Consider the following 18,691-nt stretch of genomic DNA (forward strand, 5'->3'; position numbering starts at 1 on the left):
GAAAAAGAACAGGCAGGCAAAAAGGAAATCAGCGGTCTTTCAAGCGATACATAAATTTAAGGCCGCTCCAGTCTTCATCAATAGCCGCGACTTTGGTATCGACCAATCCTAAGTCAATCATATACTCCCTGATGGGTTCACGCTTTAAATCCGTTGGTATTTTTGAGCTTCCCTTCGGCCAACTTACCCAAAAGGTGCCATTCTTTTTTAAAAATGTTTTGCATGTTGGGGCAGCTTCTTTTAACCCGTTCAGGTGCTTACAGAAAAGATGGACAAAATCTACGGATTCTGGTCTTGGATTTTCCACTACCTCAATATCAGACGGCAAAAGGTCAAAAAGCCTCCAGTAGTGCTCAGGCTGATTTATCAGATGGATGCAGAAACCAGGCTTGATGCCCAGTTTTTTGGCAAGCGGGGTTTTTGAATATCCTGCTGGCATGACTATTTTATTTCTTGTGGTATTTCATTGCTAGCTGAAATTTGCCACCTATCATTATAGATTGAACGATAACGGATCTCGAAGTTAATCGGATTCTTTTCTTGGGTAGTGCTGAAAAAATCTTTAAATGTCATATAATCGTCTTGTGAGCCGCCAATTTTCAATATTGTCCTTGACCCACCTGCTGGTATGGCTAGCCCGGGCTGTATTGTTGCATAACTGATGATATTTATAGTATCCATGCCATCAAAGTTTGACTTTAAAAAATCGTCAAACTCCATCTCGAAAGATTTACCGTTATGGAATATGGTTTTACCTTCAATAATTGCAGGACCAACGCCATAATTGACCAACTCAAATGTAAATTCGTGCTCATACCCATTGTCAGAGGTTTCAATCATCAAGTAGGGCATGGCCGAAAGTCGGCTTTGTTTGTCCATGATGTTGGTCTGGCGCACAAAAATGATAAGGGTCACCAAGCTGATGAGCATGGCCGTGAGGCCGAACAACTTATCAGAGTTCCAGAAATTACGGTTTCTTTTGGGCAGTCTCAATTTCATCCAACATTGTTTTAAAACCCAGTGCTACACCATTGGTCCACCCAAAACCATCTTGGGTCTCATATTCACCACCACCGGAAAGTAGGCTCAAATCTTCAACATTGTACTTTTCCATCATCTTGCCCGTATTCTTAAAGGTCTTCTCGTTGAGGGCCAACCATCGTTGCATGATTTCTTTTGCCTCATCGGCAAAGCCGTAATTCAAAAGCCCATTGACAGCAATCCACTGTAAGGGTGCCCAGCCGTTGGGTGCATCCCATTGTTGACCCGTATGTTTGAGGGTGGTGACCAAGCCACCATCTTTTAGAAATTTCTGCATCAATGTTTCCTTTACTTTTTTGGCCTGTTCAGGGGGCGCAATTTCAAAAAATAAGGGAAATACCCCACCAAGGGTCAAATGGGGCGTTTGCTGTCGCTCTTTGAAATTGTAATCCATGTAAAAACCGATTTCATCGTTCCACATATATTCATTGATGAGTTCACGACGGTCAGCGGCAAGCTTTTTGTAAGAATCGGCCAATTTTTCATCACCCTGCAACTGCGCCCCTACCGCCAGTTGCTGTTCAAGATGATAAAGCAGGCAATTCAGGTCTACGGGTAGTATTGCCGTTGTTCCCGTACTGGAAAAATCATCTTTTAAGAACCAACGCGAGCTGAAATCCCAACCACTTTCAGCTGCAGACCTTAAATCTCTGTACAATTGTTCTTTTTCTGCTTCAGTACCCATATCTTGGGCAAGGTGATGGTCTTCTTTGTAGGCTTCTGGCCTTGGAGTGCTGCCACTGTCCCAATAACGGTTTAAAAATCCGCTGCTTGGCATTTTCACGACATGTTGGCTACCATTGAAAGGCTGTTCAATACTGTCATGTGCCATAAAAAAGTTATACTCTTTTGATAGTTGCGGAAAGTATTGGGCCAGTAAATTCTTTTCTTTCTTTGCCAAGGCACTTACCATCAGACTAAAAAATGGGGGTTGCGAGCGGGTTAGAAAGTAGTCACGGGTTCCGTTTGGTATGAAACCGTAGTTGTCAATCAAATGTGCGAAGTTATCGGTCATGCTTTTGGCCAAATCCCACTCTTCGGCAGCCAAAAGGCCTTCGATGGTGAAATAACTGTCCCAATAATAGATTTCTTGAAACCTGCCACCGGGTACTACGTAGCTTTTTGGTAATGGCAATCGGCTTGAATTTGGTATCAGACTATCTGGGCCACGAGTCAACTTGTTCCACATGGTATCAATATGCTCATACATGGTTTTGGTCGTGTCGGTCTTGAATTCCAACGATTTCATTGACCTGTCCTCAAAATTCTCTGCCACAAAATCTTCCAAATTAAAATCTGGCTGTTGGCGCTCTTCCAAATATTTAGCTTCCAGTTCTGAAGGAGGCATTTTTGGTACCAGATCAACAAATGTTTTTGAATCTTCAAAGACGGCCGTCATTTGTACATCTTTGAATAATTCAGTCTCGTAAAGGGATTCGACTTTTGTTATTTCATTGGTGTCTTTACAACCAAATGAAAGTAGTATCAGCAGTATTAAAAAAAATAGATTTTGTCTCACGGTAGTCGATTTTAAATGTCAATATACAGCAATTATTCAATACCTTGCGTATATTATATCGTATACGATTAACATGCCCAAGCATACCATATTAAGGGATAAAGTAAAGGATTTTTTGCTTCTGGAAATGCAAAAAGGGAGGCTTACAGTAGGCAAAACCATCAATCTTGCCGCTGTTTCCCGAAAAATCGGAGTAAGTGTGACACCCATTCGAGAAGCACTGAGTCAACTCGAGGAATCACAAATCATAAAGGCAGTACCCAATCGTGGTTTTGTAGTCGCCGAACTCAACCTTAAAGAAGCAAGGGATTTGTACAATACCACATCCCAGCTTGAGGTCATGGCCATTGAAGATTCAACATACACTGAAAAGGCGATACACCGATTGAAAGAAAGCCTGATGGACTTACAGCAGTGCCATACCCATAGTGCTCGACTGAAGGCTAGGTACAAATTTCATGATTTATTGATTGACCCCTGCGATAATCGCATTCTCGTTGAGATATTCAAAAAATTGAAGCACCGGGTTTTGTTTTATGAACAGGCATTCATTAAAGATGCGGCTGTCTATGACAATGTTGACAATCAAAAAGATGCCATTGTACAGGCACTCGAAGAAGACAACACCCCTACTGCAGCTCTCATTCTCAAGATGAATTGGATGATTGTCTTGCAATATTTGGAAAAAAGATTGAGCTCAAAAAACTGAGCATTGCCCGCTGCGCTACCCAATAAAATACCTTACTTATTCAAAAGCCTCATTCAACAAACTTTTCAACTCTTCCCAAGAAGCCTGATTGGCTTTTTCATTGTATGCCAACGGAAGGTTGAATTTTTCCCCATTGGCATCGGCTTCTTTGCTGGTAAATGAATGCTTTGCCCCTTCATAGGCGATGTATTTATAATCCGCACCGATACTATCCATTTTCTTTTTGAACGTTTCAACAGATTCTTCGGAAATAAATGGGTCATCGGCACCATTGCAGACCAGTACTTTTGCCTTTAAATCCTCATTAGGCATAACGGGCAATGCCACTCCGCTGTGAAAAGCGGCCACGGCATCCAAATCCATGCCCGCATTGGCCATGGTCAATACCACGCTGCCACCGAAGCAGTACCCGATGGCGGCAATCTTTGTTGAATCAACCGATGGATGATTTTTGAGCTGCCCCATGGCTGCCATAAACCGTGCTTTGGCTGCTGGCATGTTTGACATAACCATCCCTGCAAATTTTCCGGCATCGTCCGGATGGTCCGCTTGTTTGCCATCTCCGTACATATCAACCGCCAATGCTGTATACCCCAATTCGGCCAACATTTCGGCACGCTTTCTCGAATAGTCGTTGTGGCCCCACCACTCATGAACGACCAGTACCCCGGGGCGCTTTTCAGCAAGTGCATCGTCAAAAACGATATACCCCTTCATTTGGGTCGTGTCTGTGGCGTAGGTCAACTCTTTGCCCACAATATCGACCTTAGCTTCTGTTTGGTCCATCGCTCCCTCCTCAACAGCATCGCTTTCTTTCTTGTTTTCTTTGCATGAGAACGTAATTGCTCCAATGATGGCAAGTGATACCATTAATTTTAGTGTTTTCATGATTGTGGTATTTAGTTATTGAGGTAATTTTAAACTGTTCTATTGTAATCCATGTGTATTGTAAAGGTTTTCATAATCTTTCATGTAATCAATATCATTTGTTTTTCCCTTGGCGGCTACGGTCACTACCCGATTCATATTTTGGGCAATCAATTGTCTGGCACCAAAGTCCTCATCCAAATTTTTTAAATCCCCAAAAAAAGATTTTGGAAAAATTGCGGGCACTCCACTCTTATCATTATATGCCGTAGCACAAATAAAATCCTCATGCGCCCGGTATGTATTGAGCAGTTGTGTCAAATGGCCTTTGTCAATCAATGGTTGATCGGATGTCATAATCAAAATACTATCAATTTTCGACTTCGTAGCCAAATAAGTGACGCCAGCGGCAATGGAGCTGCCCATACCGTTTTTCCACCGCTCGTTTTCAATGATTTCAAATTCTTTGGACAAACTATTCTTGACTTTATCGGCATTTGCACCCAATACCACTACAATCTCATCAGCAACAGCTTTGGCATTTCCAAGGGCATGCCCCAAAAGTGTGGTATGCTTCCAAGGCAATAATTGCTTGGGCTGACCCATACGTGAAGAGGCGCCAGCGGCCAAGATTAAAGCAGCTACTTTAGGCATGAATCTTTCCTTGTTTTTCCTTTAAAGAATTGACTTCTTTCTCATTGACAACCGCAATGATTTCTGAGAGGATGGCCAGTGCAATCTCTTGTGGCGTTTCAGCACCGATATCCAATCCAGCCGGACCATTGATCTGCTCTAAAAAATTGGGATTGATGTCAGAATCCACCTCCAACAGTTCATCAAACAATTTTTCGCGTCTTCTGGCTGGGCCCAAAAGTCCGAAATAGCTAGGTTTTTCTTCTTTTAAGGCTATCAAATATTTTAAATCTTTCACATAGCTATGGGTCATGAGCATCAAAGCGGTCGTATCATCGAAGACCAAATTCATGGTTTCGCCCTCATCCGCTATCAAGGTTGTCGCTCCAGGAAAGTCTTCAATGGTCTTCTCTTCTTTCGGATGCACCACCATGGTAACCTCCCATCCCGTCATTGCAGCAAAAGAGCACAATTGTACGGCATCATGCTCGGCTCCGATAATCACCAATCGAAAACAGGGATTCATCTTTTGCTTGAAGGCATCCAGATTTGAATCCAGTTTTGTATCGCTCCGGAAGGGAAAAATGGAATCTCCAATGATATATTGAGAGCCAAACTTCTTGTTTTCAGCATGTCCCTTTTGATAAAAACTCTCGATATTGAAGGTTTCGCGAGCCTTCAAGACTTGGTGGAACGCTTTTAATGCCTCAGTGGATACATCCATGGGTTCCAAAAGAACGTAGAGAATTCCCTCGCAGCCCAAGCGATACCTTCCATCATAGGTCATCATTTTTGGGATACCGGACTTGAAAACACTTTCCGCCTGTCGAAAAACTTCTTTTTCAACACAGCCCCCGCTCACTGCCCCGACCATGGTACCGTTTTCCAACAATAACATGCGAACCCCGGGTCTTCGGTATGACGACCCATCCAAAGCGACCACGGTCGCCAAGACACTTTTGACACCCAATGCGGCGGCTTTCTCGTAGGCCCTTATGATTTTTTTTAGTTCATGCGTCATCTTATACCAATCTTTTCGTGGGGAAAAACGGTACCAACTCCCCTACTTCATACGCGCGCTCCGGTTCCAACAAGATAAATCCGTTGGACTGGCTCAAACTTGTCAAATCACCTGAACCATTGCCCATTACTAAGTTAGCCTTTATCTGTGCATCAACCAAGTGTGACGATGCACGTATAAACCTTGTAAGCCCGGTTTTGTTCTCAAAGAGTTCATTCAAAATGACATGATGATTGTCAACAGGAATTCCCAATGATTTTAAAAGCCAAGGCAAAAAATAGACATGATAATTCGCAAAGGTAGAACCGGGATTGCCAGGGAAAGCAAAAATGGTACAGTCCATACCAATATGTTTGCCAAACCAAAAAGGTTTTCCGGGTCGTTGTTTCACCCGATGGAAAAGCTTGGTGACCCCCAAATCTTCCAACACCTGTGGTAGAAAATCAAACTTCCCCTTTGAAACGCCACCGCTCAACAGCAAAACATCAAAATCCTCCAAAGCACGCTGCAAGCCAACCATCAATTCTTCTTCTAAGTCATTGAAATGTAATTTTTTAGATTCTATACCCTCAACTTTTAGTGCAGCTGCTATGGAAAGAGCATTTGACTTACGGATTTGATGTAGTTTCGGAGTTTTTTCAACATCCACCAACTCGTCCCCGGTGGAAATGATGGCGACCTTTGGCATCTTTTTCACGGAAACAGTAGCTTTTCCAACGGAAGCCAGTACGCCAATCTCAGCGGCAGTGATTCTCGTACCCTTTTTGAGCAAAAGGTTTCCTTTTGGTTCATCGGAGCCTTGATAATGAATGTTTTGCCCTTTTGCGATTTCTTTTTGTAGGTGCGCCGTACTATCTTTTATGGTTACATGTTCGTACATGATTACAGTATCAGTACCCTTTGGCACGATGGCACCGGTCATCACTTCGATGCATGATTTTGAACCTTTCAATTCTTTTTGGGCCTCCCCGGCCGCCGCCACTTCCTGAATCTCAAAAGCCCTGACGCCATTTTGATAGTCCGCAAAGTTGATGGCAATGCCGTCTTTGGTGACTCGGTCAAAGGGTGGAAAGTCTCTGTCCGCATAAATAGCCTCAGCCAAAATTCTGTGATGGCTATCCGAAAGCGATACAGTTTCAGTGCCAAATTCCATATAGGAATCAAGTACAATTTTATAGGCTTCTTCAAATGAAATCATGGTAAAAATTGTATTTGTAGTCCATTATTGAACAAAACACGGCATCCCACAACAAACACCAAAAATGCGGTCACCAAGCGAATGGTCTTTTCCGAGAATTTGCCCAAACTTATGCGTACCCCTATCTGACCGCCAACAAAAACGGCCCCTACCAAATATAAAATTTCTGGTAATGGCAATTCAAAGGTCGCTGCGTTCAAAAGCCCAAAAATACCAGAAACGGAGTTTACCAAAATAAAAAAGCTGGCCAGTGATGCAATGACAATCGGTTTTTCCCACTTTAAATGGTTCAATAAGGGCGCCAAGAAAATTCCGCCACCGATTCCGACCAAGCCAGAGAGCAATCCGATGACACCACCCAAAAAATATGGAATGTACTTTGGATATGCCTTGGGCTGATACTCTGATTTTAATTGAACTGTCTGTACGACCAAGGCAATGGCAGAAATAATCAATGAAGCCCCCAAGATGATAAAGAACACACTTTCCTGTAGTCGAAAGGTAGCACCCAAAAATGCAAGCGGGACACTTGTTATGATAAAAGGTAAAAACTTTTTGAACGGTAAATGCCCTTTTCTATAGTATAGAAAACAACTGCTGGAGACCACGACCAAGTTGCATAGCAACGCCGAGCTTCTGATGAGAAAAAAACTGGTCAGGGCCAAGGTCAGAATGGCCAAGTAGCTGGAACCGCCCCCAAACCCCACACTAGAATAGAGCAGGGCGATGATAAAGAAAGCTCCTGTAAGAATTAGCAATTCAGTCGGTGCCAACATGCAGTGAAAGATTGGCCATGCCTCCTGAGACATTAAACAAAATTGCTTCTGGGTGGTGTTTTCTCAACTTTTCAAAAGCGATTTTGCTTCGTTGGCCCGATTGGCAAATCAGGTACACCGGCATATTGAAGTTGATACGTTCAAGACTGGATTCCAATTCACGTAGAGGAATGTTGTTCGCACCATCAAGATGGTGGTTCTTAAATTCTCTTTCGGTACGGACGTCAATGAGCTGTAGTTCCCCCTTGCCGTGGTGAAAAATGAACTCATCAGCGGTAACAGAATGAATCGTAGTACATTCAGAGACATCGTATGACGTGTTTAATTTGGTGGTATTCTTGTTTTCGGGAATGGCTTTGAGGTTGATTTTTTGGGTGGATTGGATGAGTCCATCGTACAACAACAGTTTTCCAGAAAGCACCTCGCCCACTCCTGTCAAGACTTTGACAGCCTCTAAGGCCTGTAGCGTTCCTACGATACCGGGCAGAACCCCCAACACCCCATTTTCATCACAGTTGGGAATTTCATCGCTATCAGGTGGATTTGGAAACAAACAACGATAGGTCGGCCCATCTTGTTGGTTAAAAACCGCCACTTGGCCCTCAAACCCATGCAGCGCACCGTATACGAAAGGTTTTTTTAAAATCACACAGGCATCGTTGATCAAATAGCGAGTAGCAAAATTATCTGTGGCATCAACGACCAGGTCGAAACCTTTGATAATGTTCAGCGCATTGTCTTTGGTCAAAAAAGTATCGAAAGTCTTGAAGTTGGTTTCTGTATTTTGTTGACGCAGTTTCTCCAGTGCGGCCTCCAATTTTGGCCTACCAACATCTTTTTCATCATACAGCACTTGCCGTTGCAGGTTGTGCAATTCAACAGCGTCTTGCTCAACAAGACCCAAAGTGCCCACACCCATGCTGTTCAAATATTGCGCAGCGGGAATGCCCAAACCGCCCAAACCGACAATTAAAACACTACCGTTTTCCAGTTTCTTCTGACCCTCTGGGCCAAATCTTGTCAACCCCGTTTGTCGTATGTAGCGTTGCTTTTGGCTCATGGGTTCAAAATTGATTGCGCTACCTTAAATTCTTCCAAAGAATTGGCATTGTAGAGCACTTCGTCAGTTTTTGGGTGTACCAACTTGACATCTGAATTGATCAAGAATTTTCTAGGACATGAACTTTCAGCGGTTTTCAAGTACGCTTTGGCCTCATCCAGTGCATTTGGTTCCCAAATTGCTACCAAAGGTTCTGGCAGTTTTGTCTTTTTAGTGGCAAAAGCTGTGGCTGATTTACGGTAATCCCGTTCTGCAATCAATTGTGAGATGCTTTTTGCATCCAAAAGGGGAAGATCACAGGCCAAGACCAACCAAGCCACATCAGGAAATTTCTCATGGGCACTCAAGATACCATTGAATGGACCTCGATACTCATTCTGGTCAACAATCACGGACTGTTTTGCAAATTCTTCTTGCTGCTCTTCACGAATGCTATAAAAGGTCTCATTGCAGTACTGGTGCAATAGGTCAAACAAAACTTTGCGTTGCGGTTTCCCGTGATATTCCAACACGCTTTTGTCCCTGCCCATGCGGGTGCTTTTGCCTCCGGCGAGAATGAGTCCGTTTAGTTTTGGTATGTGGTTTCCGGTTTCTATGTTTTCTACTATTGGGTTAATGGTTAAAGGAATTTTGTATTTCTAATATTGCTATGCGCTTTATCTATCTCTAATTTAGCATTTCGTACTTCTAACTTCGCATTTCATGCTTTGAACATCATCCCCCGATTGAGGTCATGCTTGCTTCAAAAACTGAGGCTTCATGTTCACGTTGGGCTTCAAAACCCGTTTTGGCCCGAGTACCCACTGCATTTTCGATAGCAAGCCTAATTCTTTCGATGGAGTTTTCCCCTCGTACCAAATCTCGTATGTTGGCCTTTGGTTTTCCATAGAGACAGGTAATCACGTCACCTTTGGCCGTCACCCGTAATCGGTTACAGCTTCCGCAAAAGGTTCTGCTGAAGGATGGAATGATACCAAACGTACTTCTGTGTCCCTCAATCTGATAATTGACCGAAGTGGATGTTTTTGGGGATTCCAATTTTTTGTAATTCGGATAGTGGGAAACAATATGATTCAGAATGGCCTTATGATCCCATTTGATGCTGCCAAAAGCTTTGCTTCCGCCATTGAAGGGCATTTCTTCGAGAAAACGCACTCCCACGGGAAAATCTTTCATTTCCTCCAACATCCGAATGATATCTTGTTCATTTTGACCATCCAACACAATAAAATTGATACGCACGTTGAAACCCCCGTCAATCAATCGGTAAAGATTCTCGCGTACGATATCATAATTGTTGCGACGGGTGATGTGCTCAAAGGTGTCTTTATTGATGGCATCCAGACTTACGTTGATGTTTTTAACACCCATTTTTTTCAGTTGGACAATATGGGGGCCAATCAGCGTGGCATTGGTGGTCACTGAAATGTCATTCAATCCCTCTAAGCCCGAAAGAAAGTGCAACAATTCCATCAAATCCTTTCGTACAAAAGGTTCTCCTCCAGTCAAACGGATTTTATCGATGCCCATATCAACCAAAAGTTTTGCCACTGTTTTTAATTCATTGGTGGTCAACAATTCATCTTTTTTGGCAAAGTTGATGCCTTCGGCGGGCATGCAGTAATTGCACCGCAGGTTGCACCGGTCGGTGACGGCCAGTCGCAGGTAATTGATATTTCTGTTGTGGTTGTCTATCAGCATTTAAAATTCAAATTCAAGAATCAAGTTCAAGCGCAAAATTTTATTTATTCCAGTACCACTGTTCATTTTGACAGTTTCGCTTTTCGCTATACGCATCTTGCCGTCATTTATTCATAACTCTTGACCCTGCGTTCATAACTCGTTAAGATTTCGTACTTCGCATTTTAATTTATCCTCCGCTTACTGGCGGAATCAATGCAATTTCGTCAAAAGAATTGATTTTCTTTTCATCATCAGCATAGTTGTTGTTCACGGCGATGGCCAAGGAAGACAATTTTTTTAGGTCTGGATACGCATTTCTTAGAAAGTTACGCAGTTCACCCACGGTTTTAGGAGGCTTTTTGCCCGTAAAAGTTGATGCCGGTATAGAAAGCGAAGGGCTACCAATAATGTCTTTGGTAACCCCGAACAATAATATATTCATGTTTTTAACCTATGATTTCCTGTTTCTTTGGTTTCAATAAATCAGGATTTTTAGTGAACGGTTGTTGGTAGAGGCGATTGCCGGTCGCTGCCTTAAACGCATTGGCTATGGCACCACCTGCAGGTGGTAAGGTCGGCTCACCGAGACCTGTTGGTGATAATTCATTCTTGATGAAATGCACCTCTACCTTTGGTGCTTCTTTCATCCGAATCAAACGGTATTTGTCAAAATTAGTAGCCAACGGCTTTCCATTTTCAAATCCGTAGTCACCGTACATGCTGTGGCCCATTCCGTCAATCACACCACCCTCAGCCTGATTCGTAGCTCCCAACGGATTGACAACAATACCACAGTCTACGACACAGGTGATTTTCTTTACGACAGGTTCTCCATTTTCAATTTCTACATCAGCGACCTCGGCAACGTGGGAGTTGTGGCAGTAGTAGTTCACAAAACCTTGGTATACATTGTTGGGTTTGGTGCCCCAACCCGATTTTTCGACCACAGTTTCAATGACCTCAATCATACGTTCCGGGGAATATTGAATACGCTCGTCAGCACTGGGATCCACTTTTTTCAACAAATCGATTCGCATCTGCACTTTGTCCACCTCCATCAACTCGGCCAATTCGTCAAAGAAACTCTGTTCGGCATACGCCAAGAAATTAGTGTACGGTGCCCGCCAGGCCCCAGTGGTGATATTGCTGCTATAGGCTGCCGTATCGACTTTATAATTTTCAATGGCTCCTGCGGGAAAGAAATTCGGAATCAAACCGTACATGTTCGAATTTACCGCAGCTTCCTTTAAGTGATACGCGGTGACCTTGCCGTCTTTGACACCTGCTTTGATACGATATTTCAAAGCCATGCGGTAGATGCCATCGTTCATATCGTCTTCACGGGTGTACACTACTTTGACCGGTTTTCTAATCTTATCGGAAATTTCGGCAGCTTCCAGCACAAAATCCCCATACAGGCGACGACCAAAACCCCCGCCCTGTCGTGTCATTTCCAATTCAATCTCTTCAGGTTTTCTATCGAGCATGGCAGCGACCGCTCCAGCCTTCCAAGCCGGAGTTTGAATTGGCCCTACCAAGTGCACCTTACTGTCCGTGATGTCTGCATAGAAATTCATGGGTTCCATGCAATTGTGCGGCAGAAAAGGTGCTTCGTAGGTACGCTCCAAAATCTGATCGGCCTCGGCAAAGGCTTTTACTACATTGCCATCCTCGCGCATGGTATTAAATTCCTTGCCATCCAATAATTTGTTCAATTCAGTGTCATGATCTGCCGTACTTTCCATTCTTTCGTCATCTTCCCATTCAGCCTCAATGGCCTCTTTGGCCTTAAAAGCTTGCCAAGTAGTCTCTGCAATCACGACCACTTTATCGCTCGATGACAGAATGCCGCCGACATTGGGTTGTGCTTCAATCAATTTTCTGGCTTTTTCGCCGATGGTCACCACATCAATAACACCTGGCATTGCTTTCGCTTTTGAAGCATCAAAGGATTTCAACTGTTGCCCAAAAGCGGGAGGTCGTACCACAGCGGCATAGACCATGCCTTCTGGTTTGTAATCCAATCCGAATAAAGGCTTGCCAGTGATGATTTCATCGATGTCTACATTGGGGATTTCCTTGCCAATGATTTTATAGTCTTTGGGGTCTTTCAATTCAATCGTATCTTCAGGTGCCTCCTCGCCTTCTGACAGCGATGCTACTAAGGCTGCTCCTTTTTCCATTCGCTCTTTTTCCAAAACGGCAGCTTCATTGACTATTTCCCCATAACCCAGCGTTTCTCCTGTAGGACTGGTGATCACCCCTTCACTGACCGAACATTCGGCAGCGTCGATGCCCCAACGTGCGGCAGCCGCATTGACCAACATTTGCTTGGCAGTGGCCCCGGTCTGCCGGAGTGCATCCCAACCATGGCGGATGGATTGGCTACCACCTGCCACTTGGCGGTCGTAATTTTCTTGGTCCAGTTTTCCCTGTACCACGTGTACGTTTTTCCAAGCCACGTCCAATTCTTCAGCAATGATCATCGGCATAGAGGTCTTGACTCCCTGCCCTATTTCTGGATTGGGTGAAAAGATCGTCACCACCCCATTCTCGGCAATCTTGATAAAGGCATTGAAATCCCGATAATCCAATTGTGATAAATCGACTGGAGCTTTTAATGTTGTTTTGGGCTTACAGGCCTGAAAGAGGTTAAAACCAATGAGCATGCCCCCACCGGCCAAGCCTGTGGTGCGCATAAAGGCCCTTCTACTAAATGCTATGTTGTTATTTGATTTCATTTTCGCTGTTTTTAGGTTAGCCCATTTTGCTGGCGGCTTTTTCAACGGCCTTATAAATTCTGTTGTACGTGCCGCAGCGACAGATGTTGCCGTGCATGGCATTCTTGATATCTTCCTCGGTGGGATTTGGATTGTTCTCTAAAAAAGCACTGGCGGTCATGATTTGTCCAGCTTGGCAGTAGCCGCATTGGGGCACGTCCATTTCTTTCCAAGCTTGCTGAACAGGATGTTCCCCAAATTCGGAGAGGCCTTCAATGGTAGTTACGGATTTACCTTCAACTTGGCCCATGGTAAGTGAACAACTGCGCATGGCAGTACCGTCTACATGAATGGTACAGGCACCACATTGGCCGATTCCGCAACCATATTTGGTGCCCACAAGGTCTAAATGGTCGCGAAGCACCCATAATACGGGCGTGTCTTCTGAAACATCAACGGAAGTGTTCTCACCGTTGATCTTGATTTGATACGTTGGCATAGTCTTTAGATTGATTCGACATTGGATTGTTCGTTCAAGTTACCAATAAATTTTTCTGGCCTCCTTTTTTTAACAAGTAAGGACTTCATTTAACAAAGCTTTAATGTTTATGATTTGCTTTGGCATTGCATTATGAAACTATAAAATTTTGGTGCAGCATACTATCGGCTTGGTTTTTGCGTTCAAGTTGCAGAACAGAAAAACTGATGAAAATGAAAAGCTTTTTGAAAATACTTCCAATACTATCTCTTTTTATTCTATTTGTTTCTTGCGGAAATGCTGATGATGATGTCAATTTCGACCTCAATCAAAGAGAATTGGGCAAGGGAGAAGAACCCGATGATTGTTTGGGTTTTGAAGATAATGAGCTGCTATTGTCAATACAGGAACAGTTCACCACGCTGCCAGGTAAGGTCTCTATCCTATTTAAGGTTTCCGATACCCAAGGAAACCCGATTTCTGGCTTGACCGCTGATCAGTTCACCATTTATGAACAGGGTAGAAATGACGAATGTTTCAACACGATTTCGTTGTCTGAATCATTGGCACGTATTTCGCCAAATTCCCAGATATTCAATAACAATACCCTATTGGTGCTAGATTTGAGCAATTCCGTACTCGAAGGTAGTCTGGAAGAACTAAAGGCAGCTTCGACCAGTTTTGTCGAAAACGTCATGCCTACCTCAGAAACGGAATCGTTCAAAATGGCCATTTATTGGTTTGATGGTGAGAATGAGTTGCATTTGCTGAATGAGCTGACATCCTCAAGAACAGAATTGACAACGGCCATTGACGGTATCACTTCTGACATTAGCAACGATCCGTCCACAGATTTATATGGAGCGGTGATCAAATCCACCGACATTGCTGAAGGATTGATTCGTGATAACAGCCAAAACTCGGTTATTGGTGCAGCTTCAGTAGTTATCTTCACCGACGGTACTGACCAAGCGTCACGATTTACTGAAGAAAACGCATTGCGTGCTGTGGACAATGCCAACAATAACATTTCATTTTTCAGTATCGGACTTGGAGCAGAGATTGATGTGGATGTATTGACCGAAATAGGTAAGACAGCAAGTGTCTTCGCCAACAACAAAGAAGAACTTGAAGCAACCTTCAATGAGATATCGCAGCGTGTTTCTGAACAGGCCAACAGCTTTTATCTTTTCGAGTACTGTACCCCCAAACGCGATGGCAGTGGCGAAAGCAATTTGGTCATTCAACTGACCGATGGTTCCCTGCAAGGAGCGGTACAGACCAAGTTCAATGCCGCCGGATTTACTGGAGGCTGCGAGTGATACCATCAAAATATTAGTTAAAATGGCAATGGATTACGGCTTTCGTAATCCATTGCTGCTTTTGATGCGTACATAAGGGCGTAACATTTTATGAACACTAAAAAATTTATAATGAAAAAAATGATTCTTTCCAGCGCAGCTGCCGTTTTATTGCTGACTGCCTGCGTTTCAAAGAAAAAGTATGTGGCCCTTGAAGAGAATTTGGCGAACACCCAAAGCCAGTTGACCAAGACTCAGGTTGAAAAAGAAGAACTTCAATCAAAATTGGACAAAATTGAGGCCCGTGCCGCAGAGTACAATGCAAAAATCGAATCCCTTAAAGAAATCAATGACAGCCAATATACCATAGAAGACGGTACCGTCATGAGCAATGACACCAGGGCGAAACTTGATGCCACATTGGCGAAGGTCGATCCTGCTAAAGTTGCCGAGGCCAAGACCATGGAAGACAAAGTCAATTTGGCAATCTCGCACAACTTGAAAAATTCATTGTCAGAAGAAGATGCTGATGGTGATATCGATGTCTTTGTGGATAAAACGGTCGTGATGATCAACATCTCTGATAACCTATTGTTCAAGAGCGGCAGCTACAGGATCAATGAAAAGGCCGATAAGGTATTGGGCAAACTGGCTGAGGTCATCAATTCTGAACCCAGTATGGAAGTCATGGTCGAGGGCCATACCGACCCAAGAACCATCAACACTGCGGTTGTCAAAGACAATTGGGACCTAAGTGTAAAAAGAGCAACTTCGGTAGTGCGAAAGCTACAAGAAGAGTTCAATGTCAATCCAACACAATTGATTGCCGCTGGTCGTAGCCAGTACCAACCGTTGGTAGAGAACACCGATAAAGAAAGCATGGCAAAAAACAGAAGAACACGCATCGTGATCATTCCAGATTTGGATAAGTTTTTCGCCCTTTTGGATTCCGAAAGCTAGAATTTAAAGCTAAATCAATTAAAAGGGAGGTTTTTGCCTCCCTTTTTTTATCTTTCAAATTCAAAAAAATCTGATAATGAATATCCGTACACCCCTGACCCTTCTTCTGGTAATTGTAATCACAGCTGTACACGCACAAAAACAGCATCCGTTGGAAGGCCGTTGGGACCTTGAGGTGCAGTTTCAGAGAAAAACACAACCTTCATGGCTTGAGGTCAGGCATTCAGGGCACAACACCCTAGTGGGCAGATTTGTCTTTGCTTTCGGCAGCGCAAGACCAGTTTCTGAAATCGAAACTTTCGGAAATAGCTTCACTTTTACCATCCCCAGACAATGGGAGCCTGAAGGAAGTGACATGGTTTTTCATGGAACATTGGAGAATGATACTTTGGAAGGCACCATAATATATACGGATGGTAGTGTTTCAAACTGGACAGGCGTTCGAGCACCTAACCTGCCTTATAATGAAAACCCCACTTGGGCAAAACCGATTGAACTGTTCAACGGCAAGAACCTTGATAATTGGTATTTTGATAGGGAAAACGACAATTGGGAGGTCATTGACGGCATATTGACCAATAAAAAGGCAGGAGCCAACCTGATCAGCAACCAAAAATTTACCGATTTTAAGCTGGAAGCCGAATTCCGTTACCCAGAAGGCAGCAATAGCGGAATATATCTGCGTGGGCGGTACGAGGTACAAATCGCCGACAACAAAGACCTTGAACCCTCAGACATCTATTTCAGCGGCATTTATGGCTTTCTAGAACCCAATGAGAATACCGCTAAATCTGCCGGAGAATGGCAAACGTACGGCATCACTTTGGTAGGAAATCGGGTTACTATTATAGCCAATGGCAAAACGGTCATCAATGACCAAACCATTCCAGGTATTACGGGCGGTGCATTGAACAGCAAAGAAGGGGAACCCGGCCCCATTATGATCCAAGGTGACCATGGCCCCATCGAGTTCAAGAAACTTGTGGTGACCCCCATAAAGAATTGAACAAAGTAGGGTTTTTGGCATAACTGTTGTTCTATATACAAAGACTACAACTACCAACATCCTAAAGACTGAATAAAGTTTAATGCTAAAAACTCAGGTCATGGATGTAATCAAAGAAATTATTCAGAACAGTGCCATAGGGCCATATTCAAATTGGTCAAAGGGAGTGGTACTCTCACTCTTTACCTCAATTGTATGCACCTTGGTCATCATGATGGTCTTGCTATTCGCCACGATGCCCCAAAACATACAGTTTGGATATTGAGCAAGACTACGTTAACGGTAAATAAGGGCATTGCCAAACCCTTGTTGATTCAACGGCTTGCTTAAATCAAGTAGGAAGCCATTGATGACCGCATGGGTGATGTTTCCCTCTTTCTCCAAGAAAAATGTGGGATTGACCCCTGGTTGTAACTGAAACTTTTTCGGCAACTGAAAATCCTTACCCACTAAGTGTACATATTTTTCTGTGTGAAATCCAGTTTTTGGTAATTCACCGCTTACATAAGCGTATCCTTCTCCGAGGAGTTTCTGTTTTCCTGAGCTCATCGGGATAGCTTTAGGCGGAACAATCTTAAATCCTGTGGCGTCAAAGGTTTCATATCCGTAATAGGTAGAGAGGTCCCCCTGATCCGCAATGATACTTTTATAGTAGAAGTCATTATGCCCTGCCTTGTCAATTTCTTGCCGTAGAATGCCCAAATCAATGATATAATCGTTACCGTTCAGTTCATAAGTGACATTCTCAATCTTCAAGTCAAATAGATTACGGTCATTTCTGGGGATTTTCTCATACTCCCCAATCGGAATCTCTTTATAGCTTTCATTGGCAATCGTATACAATGCAGACAAAATCGAAACATAATTGAGCTTGCGTATCTCTTGTTTTTCTCGGTCATCGTTGTACCCCCCAGACTCAATCAAAATCAGGCTCGTGCCCCATTTTGCAATATTATCACCAAAGGCCCGTGGTTCAAAATCGTCACTATAGCGCCCTACTTGGCCCGGTGCATATTTTTGGATGATGTTGTTCATAAAGACGATGACCTTCATCGCATCAGCACGCACTTCATTGATATCTTTCTCATAGTTGTATGCCGTGGCCAAATAGGATATGGTAGCGGGTTTTGGGGTTCGCTCCGCATTGTAGTAGCGGCTTTGGTCGTGCAGGTTAAAGCCGAATTTTGCATTAAGGCTATCACGTATCTTTTTTAAGGTTCGCCCTTCAGGGGATTGTAGGCGAAGGGCATCACGGTTGATGTCTATACCCAGTGAATTTCTCCTTTGATAGACCTCTGCCCCATCGGGATTCAGCATTGGTAGAAAATGTAGTTTTAACTTGGATAGGATGATTTCTTTCTCCGCTGAAAAGTCTTCGGAATCCAAAAAATTCAAAATATCAAAAGTGGCCATGGTAGCCGTGGGCTCATCGCCGTGCATCTGTGACCAAAGAAAAATATTGGTTTCTCCCTCGCCGATGCTTATCAAGTTCAAATCCCTGCTCTCGATGGATTCCCCCACTTTTTGGACTTCAAATTTTGGGTTGTTCCGAAAATTATCAATCAACGGCTGTATTTGATTGTATTTAATGCGCCGTTTTTCAAGAGATGGTTCTTTAAATTTCTCGTATGTCTCGTACAGCTGGCTGGTCAAATCAGTTTGGGCGTTACAGGTTGTGGCCAAAATAAAAAATGGCAAAACAAATTTCAGTGGATTCAT

20 protein-coding genes are annotated in these 18,691 nt (G+C 43.5%); 5 read left to right on the plus strand and 15 right to left on the minus strand.

Annotated features, from left to right (window positions below; genetic code table 11):
* Positions 1-28 precede the first annotated feature (28 nt).
* Genes AAAH86_RS04455 through treF form a run of 3 tightly spaced genes read right to left on the minus strand, consistent with a single transcriptional unit; the run spans position 29 to position 2,560 of the window.
* Positions 29-439: a DUF3052 domain-containing protein gene (locus tag AAAH86_RS04455; protein ID WP_343486297.1), complete on the minus strand. Its 411-nt coding sequence runs from the start codon at positions 437-439 to the stop codon at positions 29-31.
* Between the two features lie 2 nt (positions 440-441).
* Positions 442-999 (minus strand): hypothetical protein, encoded by a 558-nt coding sequence (locus tag AAAH86_RS04460; RefSeq protein ID WP_343486298.1) that lies wholly within the window; start codon positions 997-999, stop codon positions 442-444.
* On the minus strand, positions 968-2,560 hold the full coding sequence (gene treF / locus AAAH86_RS04465) for an alpha,alpha-trehalase TreF (protein ID WP_343486299.1): 1,593 nt from the start codon (positions 2,558-2,560) through the stop codon (positions 968-970). Before treF ends, AAAH86_RS04460 begins: the two co-directional genes overlap by 32 nt.
* Positions 2,561-2,633: 73 nt before the next feature.
* Between treF and AAAH86_RS04470 the strand changes: the two genes are divergently transcribed.
* Positions 2,634-3,269, plus strand: a complete 636-nt coding sequence (locus AAAH86_RS04470; RefSeq protein WP_343486300.1) for a GntR family transcriptional regulator — start codon at positions 2,634-2,636, stop codon at positions 3,267-3,269.
* Positions 3,270-3,305: 36 nt separating this feature from the next.
* Here AAAH86_RS04470 and AAAH86_RS04475 read toward each other — a convergent pair whose 3' ends face one another.
* The 11 genes from AAAH86_RS04475 to AAAH86_RS04525 all read right to left on the minus strand — a co-directional run bounded on the left by AAAH86_RS04475 (position 3,306) and on the right by AAAH86_RS04525 (position 13,726).
* The gene (locus tag AAAH86_RS04475) at positions 3,306-4,157 is read right to left on the minus strand and encodes a dienelactone hydrolase family protein (RefSeq protein WP_343486301.1); all 852 of its coding nucleotides are present in this window, start codon (positions 4,155-4,157) and stop codon (positions 3,306-3,308) included.
* A 39-nt stretch (positions 4,158-4,196) separates the two neighbouring features.
* Complete coding sequence (locus tag AAAH86_RS04480; RefSeq protein ID WP_343486302.1) at positions 4,197-4,790, minus strand: nucleotidyltransferase family protein; 594 nt, start codon at positions 4,788-4,790, stop codon at positions 4,197-4,199.
* Positions 4,783-5,790, minus strand: coding sequence for an XdhC family protein (locus AAAH86_RS04485; RefSeq protein WP_343486303.1), 1,008 nt, complete (start codon positions 5,788-5,790; stop codon positions 4,783-4,785). Before AAAH86_RS04485 ends, AAAH86_RS04480 begins: the two co-directional genes overlap by 8 nt.
* A gap of 1 nt (position 5,791) precedes the next feature.
* On the minus strand, positions 5,792-6,988 hold the full coding sequence (locus AAAH86_RS04490; RefSeq protein ID WP_343486304.1) for a molybdopterin molybdotransferase MoeA: 1,197 nt from the start codon (positions 6,986-6,988) through the stop codon (positions 5,792-5,794).
* The gene (locus AAAH86_RS04495) at positions 6,985-7,764 is read right to left on the minus strand and encodes a sulfite exporter TauE/SafE family protein (protein ID WP_343486305.1); all 780 of its coding nucleotides are present in this window, start codon (positions 7,762-7,764) and stop codon (positions 6,985-6,987) included. Before AAAH86_RS04495 ends, AAAH86_RS04490 begins: the two co-directional genes overlap by 4 nt.
* Complete coding sequence (locus AAAH86_RS04500) at positions 7,748-8,824, minus strand: HesA/MoeB/ThiF family protein (RefSeq protein WP_343486306.1); 1,077 nt, start codon at positions 8,822-8,824, stop codon at positions 7,748-7,750. Before AAAH86_RS04500 ends, AAAH86_RS04495 begins: the two co-directional genes overlap by 17 nt.
* Positions 8,821-9,453 carry an NTP transferase domain-containing protein gene (locus AAAH86_RS04505; protein WP_343486831.1) on the minus strand — a complete coding sequence of 211 codons (633 nt, stop codon included), beginning with the start codon at positions 9,451-9,453 and terminating at the stop codon, positions 8,821-8,823. Before AAAH86_RS04505 ends, AAAH86_RS04500 begins: the two co-directional genes overlap by 4 nt.
* A gap of 85 nt (positions 9,454-9,538) precedes the next feature.
* On the minus strand, positions 9,539-10,525 hold the full coding sequence (gene moaA / locus AAAH86_RS04510; RefSeq protein ID WP_343486307.1) for a GTP 3',8-cyclase MoaA: 987 nt from the start codon (positions 10,523-10,525) through the stop codon (positions 9,539-9,541).
* Positions 10,526-10,694: 169 nt separating this feature from the next.
* Positions 10,695-10,949 carry a MoaD/ThiS family protein gene (locus tag AAAH86_RS04515; RefSeq protein ID WP_343486308.1) on the minus strand — a complete coding sequence of 85 codons (255 nt, stop codon included), beginning with the start codon at positions 10,947-10,949 and terminating at the stop codon, positions 10,695-10,697.
* Positions 10,950-10,953: 4 nt separating this feature from the next.
* Positions 10,954-13,248, minus strand: a complete 2,295-nt coding sequence (locus tag AAAH86_RS04520; protein ID WP_343486309.1) for a molybdopterin cofactor-binding domain-containing protein — start codon at positions 13,246-13,248, stop codon at positions 10,954-10,956.
* A gap of 16 nt (positions 13,249-13,264) precedes the next feature.
* On the minus strand, positions 13,265-13,726 hold the full coding sequence (locus AAAH86_RS04525; protein ID WP_343486310.1) for a (2Fe-2S)-binding protein: 462 nt from the start codon (positions 13,724-13,726) through the stop codon (positions 13,265-13,267).
* 212 nt (positions 13,727-13,938) lie between these two features.
* Here AAAH86_RS04525 and AAAH86_RS04530 point away from each other — a divergent pair, with 212 nt between their 5' ends.
* From AAAH86_RS04530 to AAAH86_RS04545, 4 genes are all read left to right on the plus strand, one after another.
* Positions 13,939-15,027, plus strand: coding sequence for a VWA domain-containing protein (locus AAAH86_RS04530; protein WP_343486311.1), 1,089 nt, complete (start codon positions 13,939-13,941; stop codon positions 15,025-15,027).
* 111 nt (positions 15,028-15,138) lie between these two features.
* Positions 15,139-15,966, plus strand: a complete 828-nt coding sequence (locus AAAH86_RS04535) for an OmpA family protein (protein ID WP_343486312.1) — start codon at positions 15,139-15,141, stop codon at positions 15,964-15,966.
* A gap of 76 nt (positions 15,967-16,042) precedes the next feature.
* The gene (locus AAAH86_RS04540) at positions 16,043-16,972 is read left to right on the plus strand and encodes a DUF1080 domain-containing protein (RefSeq protein WP_343486313.1); all 930 of its coding nucleotides are present in this window, start codon (positions 16,043-16,045) and stop codon (positions 16,970-16,972) included.
* A 100-nt stretch (positions 16,973-17,072) separates the two neighbouring features.
* Positions 17,073-17,237: a hypothetical protein gene (locus AAAH86_RS04545; RefSeq protein ID WP_343486314.1), complete on the plus strand. Its 165-nt coding sequence runs from the start codon at positions 17,073-17,075 to the stop codon at positions 17,235-17,237.
* Between the two features lie 11 nt (positions 17,238-17,248).
* On the opposite strand, the gene AAAH86_RS04550 is transcribed toward AAAH86_RS04545, so the two are convergent.
* Positions 17,249-18,691: a M14 family zinc carboxypeptidase gene (locus AAAH86_RS04550; RefSeq protein WP_343486315.1), complete on the minus strand. Its 1,443-nt coding sequence runs from the start codon at positions 18,689-18,691 to the stop codon at positions 17,249-17,251.

The sequence above is a fragment of the Allomuricauda sp. d1 genome, from assembly GCF_039592695.1.
GTDB lineage: Bacteria > Bacteroidota > Bacteroidia > Flavobacteriales > Flavobacteriaceae > Flagellimonas_A.

What these genes read in the sequence shown, in the direction of transcription:
- AAAH86_RS04455 (WP_343486297.1), bottom strand. Translation starts at nt 439, where the DNA reads ATGCCAGCAGGATATTCAAAAACCCCGCTTGCCAAAAAACTGGGCATC.
- AAAH86_RS04460 (WP_343486298.1), bottom strand. Translation starts at nt 999, where the DNA reads ATGAAATTGAGACTGCCCAAAAGAAACCGTAATTTCTGGAACTCTGAT.
- AAAH86_RS04470 (WP_343486300.1), top strand. Translation starts at nt 2,634, where the DNA reads ATGCCCAAGCATACCATATTAAGGGATAAAGTAAAGGATTTTTTGCTT.
- AAAH86_RS04475 (WP_343486301.1), bottom strand. Translation starts at nt 4,157, where the DNA reads ATGAAAACACTAAAATTAATGGTATCACTTGCCATCATTGGAGCAATT.
- AAAH86_RS04480 (WP_343486302.1), bottom strand. Translation starts at nt 4,790, where the DNA reads ATGCCTAAAGTAGCTGCTTTAATCTTGGCCGCTGGCGCCTCTTCACGT.
- AAAH86_RS04485 (WP_343486303.1), bottom strand. Translation starts at nt 5,790, where the DNA reads ATGACGCATGAACTAAAAAAAATCATAAGGGCCTACGAGAAAGCCGCC.
- AAAH86_RS04490 (WP_343486304.1), bottom strand. Translation starts at nt 6,988, where the DNA reads ATGATTTCATTTGAAGAAGCCTATAAAATTGTACTTGATTCCTATATG.
- AAAH86_RS04495 (WP_343486305.1), bottom strand. Translation starts at nt 7,764, where the DNA reads ATGTTGGCACCGACTGAATTGCTAATTCTTACAGGAGCTTTCTTTATC.
- AAAH86_RS04500 (WP_343486306.1), bottom strand. Translation starts at nt 8,824, where the DNA reads ATGAGCCAAAAGCAACGCTACATACGACAAACGGGGTTGACAAGATTT.
- moaA (WP_343486307.1), bottom strand. Translation starts at nt 10,525, where the DNA reads ATGCTGATAGACAACCACAACAGAAATATCAATTACCTGCGACTGGCC.
- AAAH86_RS04515 (WP_343486308.1), bottom strand. Translation starts at nt 10,949, where the DNA reads ATGAATATATTATTGTTCGGGGTTACCAAAGACATTATTGGTAGCCCT.
- AAAH86_RS04520 (WP_343486309.1), bottom strand. Translation starts at nt 13,248, where the DNA reads ATGAAATCAAATAACAACATAGCATTTAGTAGAAGGGCCTTTATGCGC.
- AAAH86_RS04525 (WP_343486310.1), bottom strand. Translation starts at nt 13,726, where the DNA reads ATGCCAACGTATCAAATCAAGATCAACGGTGAGAACACTTCCGTTGAT.
- AAAH86_RS04530 (WP_343486311.1), top strand. Translation starts at nt 13,939, where the DNA reads ATGAAAAGCTTTTTGAAAATACTTCCAATACTATCTCTTTTTATTCTA.
- AAAH86_RS04535 (WP_343486312.1), top strand. Translation starts at nt 15,139, where the DNA reads ATGAAAAAAATGATTCTTTCCAGCGCAGCTGCCGTTTTATTGCTGACT.
- AAAH86_RS04540 (WP_343486313.1), top strand. Translation starts at nt 16,043, where the DNA reads ATGAATATCCGTACACCCCTGACCCTTCTTCTGGTAATTGTAATCACA.
- AAAH86_RS04545 (WP_343486314.1), top strand. Translation starts at nt 17,073, where the DNA reads ATGGATGTAATCAAAGAAATTATTCAGAACAGTGCCATAGGGCCATAT.
- AAAH86_RS04550 (WP_343486315.1), bottom strand. Translation starts at nt 18,691, where the DNA reads ATGAATCCACTGAAATTTGTTTTGCCATTTTTTATTTTGGCCACAACC.